Genomic DNA, 16,047 nt, shown 5'->3' with positions numbered 1-16,047 from the left:
ATTATGTTTAACCTTCCGTAAATTGGGGAAATTGAATGAGAGACAAGTATTTTATTTCCCCAGGAAGGTGATAAGAATGTCAGTATTACATGCAAATGAACGTACAGAATTCAGAGGATCTTCAAAAACCAAAATCCGTGAGGAAGGATTAATTCCAGCGGTTGTTTACGGGAATGATACAGAAAATAAATCTATTACTGTTGATAGTAAGGAATTTATTAAAACGATTCGTGAAACAGGACGAAACGGCATCATTTCGCTTGAAATTGGCTCAGACAAACGCAAAGTAATGCTTTACGATTATCAGGTCAATCCCCTGAAAAGCCTAGAATTCGTACATTTGGATTTCCATGTCGTTGATTTTAAATCAGAGATTGATGTGGATGTTACAGTGCACGTTACAGGTGATGCAAAGGGAGTGAAGGATGGAGGAGTCCTGCAACAAGTTCTCCATGAAGTATCCATCAAAGTACTTCCAAACAACGTCCCGGATTCCATTGACGTGGATGTAACGGAACTTGACGTAAATGAAAATATCACAATCGGTGACTTAAATACATCGGGTAAATATAGCTTCAATCATGAAGATGTTGAAGTGGTTGCTTCCATCTTACCTCCACGACAAGAAGAGGAAATCGACTCTGGCGAAGAGCAAGAACCAGGCGAGCCTGAACTTGTAGAAGGTAGAGAAAACAATGAAAGCACAGAGGAGGAGGCGTAACCTTTAAGGTTACGTCTTTTCTCTTGTTAATGGAAAGTTGTTACTTGGGTAGTAAGCGGAATAATGGAGTTTTCTTTATCCCCCCCCTTCCTATTTCCTTTTCGCTCCATGTTCAAGTAAAATGGTAGATAGCGAATAGGTTTGTGGGAGGTATCCATGAAAAATTTTTTGCGATCCTTATTTAGTAAACAGGAAGAGGCTTCAGGAGGAAAAATAATGAAAGTTTTTGTAGGGCTGGGAAATCCAGGCCGTCAATACGAAGAAACAAGGCATAACATCGGCTTTATGGTAATAGATGAATTAGCGGACAAGTGGAATATCCCCTTGACGCAATCCAAGTTCAAAGGAATATTTGGACAGGGTGTCATAAACGGGGAAAAGGTACTGTTGGTGAAGCCTCTTACATATATGAACCTCTCAGGGGAGTGTGTTCGCCCGTTATTGGACTTCTACAAGCTGGATGTAGAAGATCTGGTGGTGATCTATGATGACCTTGATCTGCCTGCTGGGAAGCTGCGCTTGCGCCAAAAGGGCAGTGCAGGGGGGCATAACGGGATCAAGTCCTTAATCCAACACTTGCAGACACAAAACTTCAACCGGATCAGGATGGGTATCGATCGTCCAAAGAATGGTCCGTCCATTTCTGATTATGTATTAGGCAAATTCCATTCAGAGGAACGTCCCGCAATAGATGATAGTATTAAGAAAGCGGCCGAGGCGTGTGAAGAAAACTTGTCCAAGGATTTTCTCCAGGTAATGAATACATTCAATCAGTAATAAAATGTATAGGTGACTTTCCCGTAGTTTGATACATGAAGTCCGACTTTGTATAACAATGTTTCCCTCTGTTTATACTAATGGTAAAAGAGGCCATTTTTTCTCGTTTGGAAAGTGCCTTTAGAAAGTGGAGGGAAGATGATGGCTATCCATTATCATTGCAGGCATTGCGGCTATAAAGTCGGGACCATCGAATCCAAATCGGTGTTCACGGAAGAACTGGGTTTTCATCAACTAACAGATACCGAACGACATGAAATGATAACATATCAACAAAACGGTGATGTACATGTTAAAACGATTTGTGAGGATTGCCAGGAGGCGCTTGATCGCAACCCTGATTGGCATGATCAAGAACGGTTCATACAATAGATTAGCTTTGGTGGAAAACCAAAGCCTTTTTGCGTCTAAGGAACGAGAAAATAAATGTAGGGAAGCGATCGAGAGAGGAGGGTGCTGACATGAAAGGGTTCATTCCATATTTTAGTGAAAATGATGATTTCCAATCGGTTCTTGTCGGTTTGGAGGAAGGCTTGCAGGAACAATTGGTTTCTGGAATATCCAATTCCGCACGATCCATGTTGATCGCGGCGTTATATGAAGAGAGAAATGCGCCGATTTTGCTTATTACTCATAATCTGTACCATGCTCAAAAGGTATATGATGACCTAGCTGGTTTTCTACCTGATGATGAACTATATCTGTACCCAGTAAATGATGTATTGGCTGCCGAAATCGGCATAGCAAGTCCGGAACTAAAGGCACAGCGGGTCGAAGCGCTTAATCACTGGGCCTCTAAAAAGACTGGCATCGTTATTGCACCTATTGCGGGCTTGAAGCGTATCCTCCCTTCAAAGGAAAAATGGCAGCAAACCATGTTGACCATTGAAGTGGAAAAGACGATGGAGCTCGATAACCTGGCAGAACGTCTGGTGCGATTTGGTTACCAGCGTGTAGGGATGGTGGCAACCCCGGGAGATTTCAGCATCAGAGGGGGAATTATCGATATTTACCCGATTACAGAAGAATATGCGGTGCGGATTGAGCTTTTTGATGATGAGGTGGAGTCCATCCGCTATTTCACAGTGGAGGATCAACGCTCTCAAAAGAGTATGGATCAAGTCACGATCGGACCTGCCACTGAAATGCTCCTTACTGATCAGGAGCTTATCAATGGACGTGAAACCCTGGAAAGTGAATTGGCGAAAAGCCTTAAAAAAGTAAAAAATGAAAAAGTGAAACAGCTGCTAACAGAAAACATTTCGTATGAAATCGAACAGGTTCGCAATGGCCAAGTGTTTTCAGAGCTGTATAAATATCGTTCTTTCTTTTATAGCAGTCCAGCTAGTTTACTAGATTATCTTCCTGAGGGCGGATTGGTCATCATGGATGAGGTCAGCCGTATCCATGAAACGGCCGAGAGTCTGGATAAAGAGGAAGCGGAATGGCTTGTGGAGCTTTTGGCAGAAGGGAAAGCAGTACATGATCTCACGTTCTCGCATTCCTTTGCTCAGATTGTACATAGCAAAAAACAACCGTTCCTTTATTTATCGCTGTTCTTAAGGGCGGTACCACATACGCACCCGGAGAATCTAATCAGTATGTCCTCCAAGAGCATGCAGCACTTTCATGGGCAAATGCATCTCTTGAAATCGGAAATAGAGCGCTGGAGAAAGTCGAATTATGCCATCGTGGTGCTTGCGTCCAACCAAGAGCGGATGGAAAAGCTGGAGACCGTTTTTGCAGACTATGAAATGGATATCCGGAAACTATCGAAAGGGTCCGCTTTTGCTCATGGCGAAGTTCAGCTTGTAGAGGGTGATTTGCACTCCGGTTTTGAATTGCCGATGCAAAAGCTTGCGGTCATTACAGAGGAAGAGCTTTTCAAAAAGAAAGCGAAAAAGCCGAAGAACAGGCAGAAACTCTCCAATGCGGAGCGGATTAAAAACTATACGGAATTGAATGTTGGCGATTATGTTGTCCATATCAACCACGGTATAGGGAAGTATTTGGGAATTGAAACACTTGATATCAATGGTCTTCATAAAGATTATATTCATATTAAATATCAAGGCTCCGATAAGCTCTATGTACCTGTTGAGCAGATAGATCAGGTGCAGAAATATGTGGGGTCCGAAGGAAAAGAACCGAAAGTCTATAAGTTGGGCGGAACGGATTGGAAAAAGGTCAAAAATAAGGTGGAATCTTCTGTTCAGGACATTGCCGATGACCTTATCAAGCTGTATGCCGAAAGGGAAGCAAGCGTGGGGCATGCTTTTTCACCGGACGGAGAGATGCAACGGGAGTTCGAGGCGACCTTCCCTTATCAGGAGACAGAAGATCAGCTCCGCTCCATCCATGAAATCAAGCTCGACATGGAAAGAACGCGTCCTATGGACCGCCTGCTATGCGGGGATGTGGGCTATGGGAAAACAGAGGTAGCCATCAGGGCCGCTTTCAAGGCAATAACAGATGGCAAGCAGGTGGCCATATTGGTGCCAACGACCATCCTGGCCCAGCAACACTATGAAACCATCCGGGAAAGATTTCAAGACTATCCGATCAATATCGGCCTGATGAGCCGCTTTCGTTCTAGAAAACAACAGACGGAAACGATGAAGGGTCTTGCGAATGGAACCGTCGATATCGCCATTGGCACCCATCGATTATTATCAAAGGATATTAAATATAAAGACCTAGGATTACTCATCATTGATGAAGAACAGCGTTTTGGTGTTACACATAAGGAAAAAATAAAACAGCTGAAAGCCAATATTGATGTCCTTACATTAACAGCAACTCCGATCCCGCGGACACTTCACATGTCCATGCTTGGTGTACGAGATCTTTCCGTCATTGAAACACCGCCTGAGAACCGCTTCCCAGTCCAAACCTATGTGATGGAGTATAATGGCAATCTGGTGAAGGAAGCCATTGAACGGGAACTCGCACGCGGAGGTCAGGTTTATTTCTTATATAACAGGGTGGAAGATATCGAGCGGAAAGCGGATGAAATATCCATGCTCGTCCCAGATGCCCGTGTGACATATGCCCATGGAAAAATGACAGAAAATGAATTGGAATCTGTCATGATTCAATTTCTTGAAGGAGAAGCGGAAGTGCTTGTCAGTACGACCATCATCGAGACAGGTGTCGACATTCCGAATGTGAATACCTTGATTGTCTTTGATGCCGACCGCATGGGATTGTCTCAGCTTTATCAGTTAAGAGGTCGTGTTGGGAGATCCAATCGTGTGGCATATGCCTACTTTACCTATCGAAAAGATAAAGTGCTGACGGAAGTGGCCGAGAAACGGCTGCAGTCCATCAAAGAGTTCACAGAGCTTGGTTCTGGATTCAAAATCGCTATGCGTGACCTGTCCATCCGTGGAGCGGGTAATTTGCTTGGTGCCCAACAGCACGGCTTTATCGATTCGGTCGGATTTGATATGTATTCCCAAATGCTTAAAGAGGCGATCGAGCAGCGCCAAGGGCCGAAAGATACGAAAAAGACACACGAAATCTCCATTGACGTGGAGCTTGATGCCTATATTCCGGAAACTTACATTTCAGATAGTAAGCAAAAAATCGACATGTATAAGCGTTTCAGGGGACTCGAAGAACCGCAAGACCTCGCAGAGCTTCAGGATGAAATGAAGGACCGTTTCGGGAACTACCCAAAAGAGGTCGATTATTTGTTCCAAGTTTCCGAAATGAGGGTGTACGGCCTTAAGGAGAAAGTAGATTCCGTCAAGCAAACAAAGCAAGAGCTTGTCATCCTTCTTTCAGAGGAAGCAAGCGGAATAGTAGATGGGCAGAAGCTGTTCTTGCTCGGAAATGAGTTTGGCAGAATGGTCAGCCTTGGCATGGAAGGAAAGAAGCTGAAAATCGTCATCCAGACGAAGCGCGCATCGACAGAAGAGTGGATCCAAGTTGCCATATCCATGATAAAAGGACTAGAAAAAGTAAAAAAAGAAAGCGTGAATGCGTCCTGAAAGGTTTGAGTTTGTGAAGAAACGTCTATATAAATACTGGGGGAATTTACTATCAGAAAAAAACTTTTCCAACATGTATATAACTCCCTGAGTGTAGGATACTAACTTCAACGAATGGTGAATTCTTCAAAAGCAGGACATCTTGATCAATTCCACCAATTTAACTCATCTCTTTTTATCATCGGATGAAGGAGGCAACCTAAGAAATGAAAGCAACTGGTATTGTTCGTCGTATTGATGACCTCGGTCGCGTTGTAATTCCTAAAGAAATAAGAAGAACCCTGCGTATTCGCGAGGGTGACCCGCTTGAGATTTTCGTCGATCGGGATGGAGAGGTTATCTTGAAGAAGTACTCTCCAATTAGTGAACTTAGCGACTTCGCTAAGGAATATGCGGAAGCTCTCTATGATAGCCTTGGACACCCTGTATTAATCTGTGACCGCGATACGTTTATTGCTGTCGCTGGTAGCTCCAAGAAGGAATATCTAAACAAGAGCATCAGCGAAGTAGTGGAGAAATCCATGGAAGACCGCAATTCCGTATTAAAAACGGAAGAGCAACAAATGGCTATTGTCGATGGACACACAGAAACACTTGCATCCTATACCATTGGACCCATCGTGGCAAACGGAGATCCAATCGGTGCAGTCGTTATCATGTCCAAAGATAAATCGCTTGGCGAAGTGGAACAGAAAGCTGTGGAAACAGCTGCCGGTTTCCTCGCTAGACAGATGGAGCAATAATTTATAGTGGGAGCAGCAGACATGCGTGTCTGTTGCTTCTTTTCATGTAAAGGTGAATGGTTGAGGAAAGAGCCTTTCTTCATAAAATATGCTATAATTATACAATTGTACGAATACCTTTAAGGCGGGCTTTTTTATGAACGAATTATCACCACACTCCTATCAAAAGGTCTGGAAAGGTGCTATGATCCTGACCATTGCAGGCATCCTCACCAAGATCCTCAGTGCAGCATATCGGGTTCCTTTCCAAAATATCGTAGGAGATGTCGGTTTTTATATTTATCAGCAGGTATATCCTTTCTTCGGAGTGGCTATTATTTTATCTACATATGGATTTCCGGTCGTGATTTCCAAAGTCATTGCAGAACATCCGGAAGAGGTTAGAGAGCAGGCAGCAAGAAAGATCCGATGGGTCTCCTTCTTTTTTCTTACGTTGCTGGGAATGATCTTTTTCCTTCTTCTTTATGTTGGTGCCCCGCACGTAGCTGCCCTTATGGGAGATATCGAGCTTGCGATACTGATTAAAATTGTTGCCTTCTCCTTTCTCTTGCTGCCATTGGTCTCCGTATGGAGGGGAAGCTTTCAGGGCCTTGGAGAGATGGCCCCTACGGCCGTTTCCCAAGTAAGCGAACAGTTGATCAGAGTAGCAACGATCCTCGTGCTTTCTTACCTGCTCGTCAACGCAGGCTTTTCCCTTTATGAAGTTGGCGCAGGGGCCATATTCGGTTCGGTTGCAGGAGGGTTTGCTGCAGTATTGGTACTATTGGCCTTTTATCAAAAAAGGAAAAGAGGCCAAAGACTTTCGGTTGCACCTTCAAACCTGCTTCCGTCTTCGAAATCTATTATAAAGGTCCTCCTGCTACAAGGCTTCACCATTTGTATCAGCTCTCTCTTGCTGATCCTTTTTCAAATGGTGGACGCGTTTACCATCTATGCGTGGTTAGTAGAGGCAGGGGTTGATGCGCAAAGCGCCAAAGAGCTGAAAGGTGTTTACGATAGGGGACAACCCCTTATCCAGCTTGGAACAGTGGTAGCAACGGCATTCTCGTTATCCCTTGTCCCCTACATCATTCTTTCTAAGGGGAAGGAAGAGGAAGTGAAAGAGAAAATAAGCCTTTCCATCCGTGTCAGCATCGGAGTGGGTGCAGGGGCAGCTGTAGGGCTTGCCTGGCTGATCAAACCGGTGAATACCATGCTTTTCTCCAATGAAAATGGTTACCAAGTTCTACTGGTGCTTGGTTTATCGATTCTCTTCTGCAGTATTGCCCTGACAGGTGCCGCTATCTTGCAGGGGCTTGGCAACCCATATCTTCCTGCCTTTTTCGTGGGAATGGGCATAGGAATGAAGTATTGGCTGAATGTCATCTTGATTCCCTCCTATTCGACAATGGGAGCGGCAGTCAGTACATTACTGGCATTTGCCTTTGTTGCCATCATGATGGTCCTGTCGTTGAAAAGGAAAACAGGAACCTCCATTTTTGAGAGAATGCCAACCATTCCTTTGCTAGTGAGTATTGCCATGATGTCGGCTTCACTTGCGATTTATCTTTTACTAACAGACTCATTTATTGGCGACAGCCGAACACTGGCGACCGCCCAGAGCATCCTTGGAGTAGCAATCGGGGGAACCGTCTACTTATTGATCTTGATAAAAAATCATTTCTTCACCAAAGAAGAACTGCTGCTCCTTCCCTTTGGCAAAAAACTGGTGAAGATAGTAAAGCTCTAATAGATTTACACAGTCTCCCTGTTAACTGTAGTAAGGTGTGAGACTCCGGAGTCAGGTAGTGGTAGCTTGAGACCCGTGAAGCGTTGCGCGGAGGCTCAAGCATCGCACCTGATAGAAGCGAACACCTGGAACGAAAGGTAATAGGGTCAATAAAACAAAAAGTTGGTGTCCATATATGAATGTTATAAAGGTTCTAGGCCTTGGGGCAGGTGACCTCGAACAACTTCCCATGGGAGTGTACAAGCAATTAATGAAGGCTGAGCACCTTTTCCTCCGCACAAAAGAGCACCCCGTAATAGCGGAGCTCGAAAAGGAAGGGCTCACCTACCAATCATTTGATGCCATTTATGAGCAGGAAGGCACATTCGGCACGGTATATGAAAGAATAGCAGAAGAGCTGATAACGCTTAGCGAGCAACAAGAAATTGTATACGCTGTTCCAGGGCATCCGCTCGTGGCGGAAAAAACGGTGCAGATCCTACTGGATAAAGAAAAAGAGGGCATCATCAAGCTCGATATCAAAGGTGGCCAAAGCTTCCTAGATCCGATGTTCACGGCGGTCGGGCTTGATCCAATCGATGGCTTCCAGTTTCACGATGCTACAGCGCTTGTGAAGGAGGCAATCCAACCGACACAAGCGATGATATTCTGTCAGGTGTATGATGCATTCATCGCATCAGAAGTGAAGCTAACCTTGATGGAGATGCTGCCTGATGACTACCCTGTAACAATTGTGACGGCAGCTGGATCCTCTATGGAGCAGATTACAGAGGTGCCACTGTATGAATTGGACAGGGTGGCTGAAATCAATAATCTGACGAGCGTGTATGTTCCTGCAGTGACAGAGGAGGAATTGCTTTATAAACAATTCTCTTCATTTAGAAAAACGATCGCCACATTAAGAGGGCCAGGCGGCTGTCCATGGGATCAGAAACAAACCCACGAATCCTTGAAGAAATATTTGATAGAAGAAGCATATGAATTGCTCGATGCCATTGATGAAGAAGACACGGATGGAATCATCGAAGAGCTTGGAGATGTCCTCTTGCAGGTGATGCTTCATGCACAGATCGGGGAGGATGAGGGCTATTTCAGCATAGAGGATGTAATTGAAGGGATCAATGAGAAGATGATACGCAGGCATCCCCATGTCTTCGCCGACACTTCAGTGGAAGATGCAGAGGATGTCGTCACCAATTGGGAAGCGATCAAAGCCGAGGAAAAAGGGGAAAGGGCGGAACAGTCCATCCTCGACTCGGTTGCCAAAGGACTTCCTAATCTCACAAAAGCATATCAATACCAGAAAAAAGCCGGCAAGGTTGGATTTGACTGGGACGACGTGGAACCCATGTGGGAAAAGGTAAAAGAAGAAATACAGGAGTTGCAGGAAGAGCTTGCTCAAGATGCAACTTCAGATCGTGTGGCGGCAGAATATGGGGATGTACTTTTTGCATTCGTCAACATTGCGAGATATTATAAAATCGACCCGGAAGAAGCGGTGGCCCTGACCAATCGGAAATTTTATCGCAGGTTTACCTTTATTGAAAAGAAGGTAAAGGAATTAGGGCAGCCTTTCGAGAATCTTTCCTTAGAGCAACTCGATGCCATATGGGAAGAAGCGAAAAAGAAAGGGTTATAATTCGGATGTGGCAGCAAGTTCGGAAGTCACCAGCGAAGTTAAAGGGAGTCAATATTTAGGGGGAGAAAGACTATGCGTTTAGATAAATTTTTAAAAGTATCGAGAATCATTAAGCGACGTACACTTGCAAAAGAAGTGGCCGAACAGGGCCGTATCTATATCAACGATGTACAGGCGAAGGCAAGCAGCAATGTAAAGGCGGGAGATGAACTGAAAATCCATTTTGGCCAGAAGATCGTGACCGCCTCCATCGATAACGTCCAAGAAAATGCAAAAAAAGAAGAAGCGGCGATGATGTATACAATCGTGAAAGAAGAAAGAGTGGAACAAACAGAAGAGTAGGCGGCAGGCTTGTTCTAAAAATATTTCCCTCTCATATACATGTACTATCTTCAAGTAATGGATAGGTGAGGGATGAATATGAATCAATACTATGATCCGAATCAAGGAAATAAGCAGACTGTCCAAGAGCAAGACATCGTGATGAGAAGTCGCAGAATGTTGGATATCACAGGTGTAAAGCAAGTGGAAAGTTTTGATAACGAGGAATTTCTGCTCGAGACCGTCATGGGATTTCTCTCTGTGAGGGGACAAAATCTCCAGATGAAAAACCTTGATGTCGAACAAGGCGTCGTTTCCATCAAAGGGAAGATCATGGAGATTATCTATCTCGACGATCAACAGGGGGAGAAAGCTAAAGGGTTCTTTAGTAAGTTGTTCAAATGACATTAACCACCCAGCTGTATACAATGCTTGCCATGATCGGTGTGGGGGCATGGTTAGGAGTGGCCATCGATACGTATGGCCGTTTTCTGAAGCGGGAAAAAAGAGCCAAATGGATTGTCTTCATCCATGACATCCTTTTTTGGCTCTTGCAAGGCCTTATCGCCTTCTATGTCCTGCTCATGGTTAATGAAGGAGAACTTCGCTTCTATATCCTCATTGCACTTGTTTGTGGTTTCGCAGCCTACCAGAGCCTTTTCCGCTATTTCTACCTGAATTTACTTGAAACTATCATTCAACTTGTCATCAACCTATACCGTTTCCTAGAAAAGGTTGTTAGGATGCTAGTGGTTAAGCCTATACAATTATTAGTACAAGCCATTATTATCATTTTGCTAGGCATCTGGAAATTCGTCTATTCCACAATCCGCTTCCTGCTCCTTGTAATTTGGCGTATTATTAAGATAGGTGCATTACCCTTTAGATGGATTGGCATGCTATTATGGAAGCTGGTCCCTAAGGTTGTGAAAAAATATTTACACATGTTTTTCAAAAAACTTGAAGGATTTTTCACACTAGTAAAGAATAGGAAACATAGTATAATGAATAGAGTAAAGAACTTTTGGAAAAAGCGCTAGGAGAGGAATGATAAGATGAGCGCGGCAAAAAATGAAAAGGTGGCAAAAATCCACTCCGACTATTCCAAGCAAAAACAGGACCAGCAGTTAAAACAACAGAAAAGACGCCGTGGACTTTATCGCCGATTATCATTATTCTTTTGTTTAGCCTTAGTCTTTGGGATACTAATGGGGAAAACACTCTTAGATCAACGTGCCATTCTCCAGGAAAAAGAGGATAGGAAAGAAGTCGTTGAACAAGAGCTGGCAAAATTGGAAAAAGAACAGCAGCGTTTAGAAGAGGAAATTGTAAAACTGAACGATGATGATTATATTGCGAAGATCGCACGTAGGGATTATTTCATGTCAGAAGAGGATGAAATCATCTTCAATATACCAGACGATTCGTCCTCAGATTAGTCGTCATATTGACACCTCAATTTTGCTCTAGGTATAATGGTAGGTAAAGTGATTTATTTTTTATGATTTTAAGGAGGAGCATTTTTTTTATGTCAATCGAAGTAGGCAGCAAGTTACAGGGAAAGGTAACAGGTATAACTAATTTTGGTGCGTTTGTTGAATTGCCAGGAGGAACAACTGGTCTTGTTCACATCAGTGAAGTTGCAGACAACTACGTAAAGGATATCAACGACCATCTTAAAGTTGGTGACGAGGTACAGGTAAAAGTAATCAACGTGGAGAAGGATGGCAAAATCGGCTTATCCATTAAGAAGGCAAGCGACACATACCGCGAGCCACAACCGCGTTCTGCAGCACCGTCCCAACGTCCGAACAATCAACAACGCTCAAATCAACGCCCACCACGAGGAAAAAGAGAAGAGTTCCGTCCAAAGGAAAACTTCGAACAGAAGATGGCAAGATTCTTAAAAGATAGTGAAGATCGTTTATCTTCCCTGAAGCGCAACACGGAATCAAAACGTGGAGGTCGTGGAGCAAGTAGAAAGTAACTTGCTGCTGAAAATCTCATATATAAAACGTTACGTTTGAACACGCCCTTAGTTTTTGAGGGTGTGTTTTTTTAATGCTTAAAAAATGAAGGGATTGAAGAGCGGTTGATTTCCGTTCCAGGCGCTTCGCTTTCCTGCGGGCGGTCCGTGAGCCTCCTCGGCCTTGCCTGCGGGGTCTCCCTTGTCCCTTCCTCCCGCTGGAGTCTTCGCGCCTTCCACTACATTCAACTGGTTTTCGCAATGTATATAGATGAATTTAGAGAAATGAGTGGATTGGAGCGGAAGTCACTCGACTCCGGCGGGAGGTAGCGGTAGACTTGAGACCCCTGAAGCGAAGTGAGGAGGCTCAAGCACCGCCCCGCGGAAAGCGAGTGACTGCAGCGAAAAGGAACGTTCAAACTTTACATGTAATAACAATGATTTTAGAAAACACAAAAAAGCTGCCACAGACTCAAGGATTACCCTGAAGCTGTGACAGCTTTTATATTATGACCCATACGGGATTCGAACCCGTGTTACCGCCGTGAAAGGGCGGTGTCTTAACCGCTTGACCAATGGGCCTTATAAAGTTGGTAGCGGCGGAGGGGATCGAACCCCCGACCTCACGGGTATGAACCGTACGCTCTAGCCAGCTGAGCTACACCGCCATAAGTTATAAGTGTTTCATAAAATTCACAGGCACCAGTGCTACTGGTCCGTGTCCCTTCCTCTGCAAGTAAAGCCAGGAAGTGAATCCGTCGGGACAACTCGTAGTAAATTCGTGGAAGTGTTGCTCGTCGCTACACCGCCATAAGTTATAAGTATTTCAACTCGTAGTAGATTCGTGGAAGTGTCGCTTGTCGCTACACCACCATGAGTCATCTCTCACGAGACACAAGAATTATCATACTAACTTATCATACATATGTCAATACGTTTTAAAAATGTAAGAATAATTAGAACATTTTCCTCGCAATTACCTAGTGAATTTACAAAAACTGATGAGAGGGATTAGCAAATGTGATGATATCGTGACAGCTTTTCCCTCTTTTCCTTGTAATAAGTCGAACTTTTCTTCGGTTCAGATGGGTTCGTTTGACAAATCTTTTCCTTTTCAGCTTGTATAATGACCCCAATAGATAAAATATGGGAGTGGATATCATGCAGGGACTAGAAAGGGAAATGGGGGAGCCGGTTTCCAATGTTCAGTTGGGAAAACTCAGAACAACGATCATGAAGTCGATGCATTCGACGAAGACAAAGCTTACGACGATACTTTTCCACCAAGGGTTTCTTTTGGTCTTTATCGGATTTTTACTTGGACGAGCTTTGATCCTGAATGAGTTAACACCATTTGCGCTACCGTTTTTCGCAGCAGTATATTTTATGAAAAAGAATCGGGCTGGTCTTACACTGATGGCCTTGATGATCGGGTCGGCTACCATATCCGCTTTAACGGCAGCATACGTATTGGGCGGGATGATACTTTTTGTTCTTCTTTTCAAATGGGCAAGGGTATTGAAAATCGAGCCGCTTAAATCTATCCCGTTTCTGGTATTCGCATCCGCCTTTCTATCGAAGACGACGATGATCTACTTTACGACAGGCATTGTCACCTATGATTGGCTGATGATCGGTGTGGAGGCAGGGCTGGGGTTCATCCTGACACTTATCTTTTTCCAAAGCCTTCCGCTTATTACCATGAGAAAGAAGAGACAGGCTTTTAAAACCGAAGAAATCATCTGTCTCATTATCCTGCTTGCTTCGGTACTGACCGGAACGATTGGTTGGACAGCTTATGACCTGTCCGTTGAACATATATTATCGCGGTATCTTGTATTGATTTTCGCCTTTGTGGCGGGGGCGACCATCGGATCCACCGTTGGAGTGGTGACAGGTCTTATTTTAAGCTTGGCCACGGTCTCCAATTTATATCAGATGAGCCTGCTTGCTTTTGCGGGATTGTTGGGAGGTCTTCTGCGGGAAGGAAACAAGCTCGGCGTATCGGTGGGACTGCTTCTTGGTACGTTACTTATCGGCATTTATGGGGAGGGGATGACGCTGCTTGTTCCTACTATCATGGAATCGATGGTGGCTGTTGCTATCTTTTTACTGACCCCTCAGAAAGCGATCTCCAACTTGGCGAAGTTCATTCCCGGAACAGCCGAATATACAGCGGAGCAGCAGCAATATATGCGGAAGGTCCGTGATGTTACAGCAAATAGAGTGGAACAATTTTCACACGTTTTCCAAGCGCTTTCTAATAGTTTTTCAAAATTCCAGTTTGAACATTCCAACTCGGAGAAGGAAGTCGATCTTTTCTTGAGCAATGTAACAGAGAAGACGTGTCAAAATTGCTTTAAGAAGGAACAGTGCTGGACACAAAATTTCCAGAAAACCTATGATTATATGACTCATTTAATGGAGGATACAGAGGAAGGGACCATTAGTCTGAACGTCAAACTACAAAAGGAGTGGGATCGCCATTGCGTAAAATCCGAAAAAGTGAAGACCGTTATCAAAAACGAGCTAGCCCAGTTCCACGCGAGTGAAAAGCTGAAAAAACAATTAATGGAGAGTAGGAGGTTGGTAGCCGATCAATTGATGGGAGTATCACAAGTGATGGAAGACTTTGCAAGGGAAATTCAGCGAGAGAGGGAGAATCATTATGTTCAGGAAGATCAGATCCTGGACGCCCTCCAAGCATTCGGAATTGAAATAGAACAGGTGGAAATATACAGCGTCGAGCAGGGGAATGTGGATATTGAAATGACCGTTCCTTATTGTGAAGGACGTGGTGAGTGCGAGAAACTCATTGCCCCGATGCTTTCAGATATATTGCATGAGAACATTATCGTGAAAAAAGAAGAATGCAATGCAGATAACAATGGTTATTGTCATGTATCTTTCGGCTCTGCAAAAGCGTTTGTAGTCGACACAGGCGTTGCGCATGCCGCAAAAGGAGGAGGACTGGTATCAGGGGATAGTTATTCCACCATAGAGTTGGGTCACGGGAAGTACGCCATTGCCATCAGTGACGGAATGGGAAATGGTGAACGCGCGCACTATGAAAGCAAAGAAACATTAAAGCTGCTCCAAGAGATTCTACAGTCCGGAATAAAAGAAAAAGTAGCAATCAAATCGGTTAATTCGGTCCTATCATTAAGGACGACCGATGAAATTTTCACTACGCTCGATCTAGCGATGATTGACCTTCAAGATGCTTCTGCAAAGTTTTTGAAAGTTGGTTCGACTCCAAGTTTTGTGAAGAGGGGAGATAAAGTAATCAAAATTGAAGCAAGTAATCTACCCATGGGGATTATTCAGGAATTCGATGTGGACGTCGTGAGTTCCCAGTTGAAAGCTGGCGATTTACTGATTATGATGAGCGACGGAATTTTTGAAGGACCAAAGCATGTAGAAAACTATGATTTATGGATGAAACGGAAAGTATCCGAAATCAGGACGGACGACCCGCAAGAAATGGCAGATATCATTATGGAGGAGGTCATTCGGACAAGATCAGGTCAAATTCAGGACGATATGACAGTTGTGGTAGCAAAGATAGAGAGGAATATTCCGAAATGGGCAGCCATTCCTGCCTATCACTATTTATCCAAAAACCAAGGAATGAAGGAGGCACTTTAAATGTTGAAAATTTTATCTAAAATGGTAACGGGTCTTGTGAAAGAAATGGGTGGCCGTCGTGAGATTGTGGAGGTAATGGAGAATAAGAATGTTGATGTGGTGTCAGGGAGTCCTAAGAATATGCTGGGTAGACAAGCTCTGAAACTTGTAAACAGTGCGGAGATCATGCTAGGTAGATCGGCCAACGAGCTGGTGAATGCCAGAAGTGTGATGAGGAGGAAAATGAACACGCTGGCAGTGATTGCCCGAAATGTGATGGACAAAGAGATTAGTCTTTTATCCAGAATGAAAGCAGCGAACAAGGATGGAAAAGAAAAGATTACAGCTATTATGCCGAAAAAATCATTGGGAGTGAAGGAACGAATAAGCCAACTCTTTAAACTGCCAATCTATCTACTATCAGAGTTCAAGTTTGCCCTATCATTACTGAGTAAAAAAGAAGTGCTTGGGGTGAATACCTCTTAGAAGGTAAATTGTGTACAAAAGGTATAATTTAAACCCGTTTCGT

General features: G+C 44.0%; 14 protein-coding genes and 2 tRNA genes. 14 read left to right on the top strand and 2 right to left on the bottom strand.

The features are described 5' to 3' along the window. Window positions 1-76: 76 nt before the first annotated feature. The 12 genes from EKQ44_RS20390 (at window position 77) to EKQ44_RS20335 (ending at window position 11,912) form a co-directional block, all read left to right on the top strand. Window positions 77-721, top strand: coding sequence for a 50S ribosomal protein L25/general stress protein Ctc (locus EKQ44_RS20390; RefSeq protein WP_237665361.1), 645 nt, complete (start codon window positions 77-79; stop codon window positions 719-721). A 216-nt stretch (window positions 722-937) separates the two neighbouring features. Then, window positions 938-1,498 carry an aminoacyl-tRNA hydrolase gene (pth, locus tag EKQ44_RS20385; protein WP_237665360.1) on the top strand — a complete coding sequence of 187 codons (561 nt, stop codon included), beginning with the start codon at window positions 938-940 and terminating at the stop codon, window positions 1,496-1,498. A 141-nt stretch (window positions 1,499-1,639) separates the two neighbouring features. Further along, window positions 1,640-1,870, top strand: a complete 231-nt coding sequence (locus EKQ44_RS20380; protein WP_237665382.1) for an anti-sigma-F factor Fin family protein — start codon at window positions 1,640-1,642, stop codon at window positions 1,868-1,870. 89 nt (window positions 1,871-1,959) lie between these two features. Beyond that, complete coding sequence (gene mfd / locus EKQ44_RS20375) at window positions 1,960-5,493, top strand: transcription-repair coupling factor (RefSeq protein WP_237665359.1); 3,534 nt, start codon at window positions 1,960-1,962, stop codon at window positions 5,491-5,493. A gap of 206 nt (window positions 5,494-5,699) precedes the next feature. Further along, window positions 5,700-6,236: a stage V sporulation protein T gene (gene spoVT, locus EKQ44_RS20370; protein ID WP_237665358.1), complete on the top strand. Its 537-nt coding sequence runs from the start codon at window positions 5,700-5,702 to the stop codon at window positions 6,234-6,236. Between the two features lie 136 nt (window positions 6,237-6,372). After that, the gene (locus EKQ44_RS20365) at window positions 6,373-7,965 is read left to right on the top strand and encodes a putative polysaccharide biosynthesis protein (RefSeq protein ID WP_237665357.1); all 1,593 of its coding nucleotides are present in this window, start codon (window positions 6,373-6,375) and stop codon (window positions 7,963-7,965) included. Window positions 7,966-8,140: 175 nt separating this feature from the next. Continuing rightward, window positions 8,141-9,604 (top strand): bifunctional methyltransferase/pyrophosphohydrolase YabN, encoded by a 1,464-nt coding sequence (gene yabN, locus EKQ44_RS20360; RefSeq protein ID WP_237665356.1) that lies wholly within the window; start codon window positions 8,141-8,143, stop codon window positions 9,602-9,604. Window positions 9,605-9,676: 72 nt separating this feature from the next. Then, entirely contained in the window at window positions 9,677-9,946 is a 270-nt protein-coding gene (locus tag EKQ44_RS20355) for an RNA-binding S4 domain-containing protein (RefSeq protein ID WP_237665355.1), read from the top strand. A 78-nt stretch (window positions 9,947-10,024) separates the two neighbouring features. Then, window positions 10,025-10,330 (top strand): sporulation protein YabP, encoded by a 306-nt coding sequence (gene yabP, locus EKQ44_RS20350; RefSeq protein WP_237665354.1) that lies wholly within the window; start codon window positions 10,025-10,027, stop codon window positions 10,328-10,330. Then, window positions 10,327-10,965: a spore cortex biosynthesis protein YabQ gene (yabQ, locus tag EKQ44_RS20345; RefSeq protein WP_237665353.1), complete on the top strand. Its 639-nt coding sequence runs from the start codon at window positions 10,327-10,329 to the stop codon at window positions 10,963-10,965. The genes yabP and yabQ overlap by 4 nt, the downstream gene beginning before the upstream one ends. A gap of 15 nt (window positions 10,966-10,980) precedes the next feature. Next, complete coding sequence (locus tag EKQ44_RS20340; RefSeq protein WP_063559021.1) at window positions 10,981-11,364, top strand: FtsB family cell division protein; 384 nt, start codon at window positions 10,981-10,983, stop codon at window positions 11,362-11,364. Window positions 11,365-11,453: 89 nt separating this feature from the next. After that, window positions 11,454-11,912, top strand: coding sequence for a S1 domain-containing RNA-binding protein (locus EKQ44_RS20335; protein ID WP_237665352.1), 459 nt, complete (start codon window positions 11,454-11,456; stop codon window positions 11,910-11,912). A gap of 489 nt (window positions 11,913-12,401) precedes the next feature. Here EKQ44_RS20335 and EKQ44_RS20330 read toward each other — a convergent pair. After that, a tRNA-Glu gene (locus tag EKQ44_RS20330) sits at window positions 12,402-12,473 on the bottom strand. Window positions 12,474-12,482: 9 nt separating this feature from the next. Beyond that, window positions 12,483-12,559: transfer RNA gene (locus tag EKQ44_RS20325), tRNA-Met, on the bottom strand. A gap of 493 nt (window positions 12,560-13,052) precedes the next feature. Here EKQ44_RS20325 and spoIIE point away from each other — a divergent pair. Then, window positions 13,053-15,539, top strand: a complete 2,487-nt coding sequence (spoIIE, locus tag EKQ44_RS20320; RefSeq protein WP_237665351.1) for a stage II sporulation protein E — start codon at window positions 13,053-13,055, stop codon at window positions 15,537-15,539. Continuing rightward, window positions 15,540-16,004, top strand: a complete 465-nt coding sequence (locus EKQ44_RS20315; protein WP_237665350.1) for a hypothetical protein — start codon at window positions 15,540-15,542, stop codon at window positions 16,002-16,004. Window positions 16,005-16,047 lie beyond the last annotated feature (43 nt).

It is taken from the genome of Sutcliffiella horikoshii (genome assembly GCF_021991925.1).
GTDB classification, from domain to species: Bacteria; Bacillota; Bacilli; order Bacillales; family Bacillaceae_I; genus Sutcliffiella_A; species Sutcliffiella_A horikoshii_F.
The sequence above is the reverse complement of the archived record's forward strand: the minus strand, read 5'-3'. Positions and strand labels throughout refer to the sequence as shown.

Bases quoted from the DNA above. Each gene is read 5' to 3' on its own strand.
- EKQ44_RS20390 (WP_237665361.1), top strand. From the start codon at position 77: ATGTCAGTATTACATGCAAATGAACGTACAGAATTCAGAGGATCTTCA.
- pth (WP_237665360.1), top strand. From the start codon at position 938: ATGAAAGTTTTTGTAGGGCTGGGAAATCCAGGCCGTCAATACGAAGAA.
- EKQ44_RS20380 (WP_237665382.1), top strand. From the start codon at position 1,640: ATGGCTATCCATTATCATTGCAGGCATTGCGGCTATAAAGTCGGGACC.
- mfd (WP_237665359.1), top strand. From the start codon at position 1,960: ATGAAAGGGTTCATTCCATATTTTAGTGAAAATGATGATTTCCAATCG.
- spoVT (WP_237665358.1), top strand. From the start codon at position 5,700: ATGAAAGCAACTGGTATTGTTCGTCGTATTGATGACCTCGGTCGCGTT.
- EKQ44_RS20365 (WP_237665357.1), top strand. From the start codon at position 6,373: ATGAACGAATTATCACCACACTCCTATCAAAAGGTCTGGAAAGGTGCT.
- yabN (WP_237665356.1), top strand. From the start codon at position 8,141: ATGAATGTTATAAAGGTTCTAGGCCTTGGGGCAGGTGACCTCGAACAA.
- EKQ44_RS20355 (WP_237665355.1), top strand. From the start codon at position 9,677: ATGCGTTTAGATAAATTTTTAAAAGTATCGAGAATCATTAAGCGACGT.
- yabP (WP_237665354.1), top strand. From the start codon at position 10,025: ATGAATCAATACTATGATCCGAATCAAGGAAATAAGCAGACTGTCCAA.
- yabQ (WP_237665353.1), top strand. From the start codon at position 10,327: ATGACATTAACCACCCAGCTGTATACAATGCTTGCCATGATCGGTGTG.
- EKQ44_RS20340 (WP_063559021.1), top strand. From the start codon at position 10,981: ATGAGCGCGGCAAAAAATGAAAAGGTGGCAAAAATCCACTCCGACTAT.
- EKQ44_RS20335 (WP_237665352.1), top strand. From the start codon at position 11,454: ATGTCAATCGAAGTAGGCAGCAAGTTACAGGGAAAGGTAACAGGTATA.
- spoIIE (WP_237665351.1), top strand. From the start codon at position 13,053: ATGCAGGGACTAGAAAGGGAAATGGGGGAGCCGGTTTCCAATGTTCAG.
- EKQ44_RS20315 (WP_237665350.1), top strand. From the start codon at position 15,540: ATGTTGAAAATTTTATCTAAAATGGTAACGGGTCTTGTGAAAGAAATG.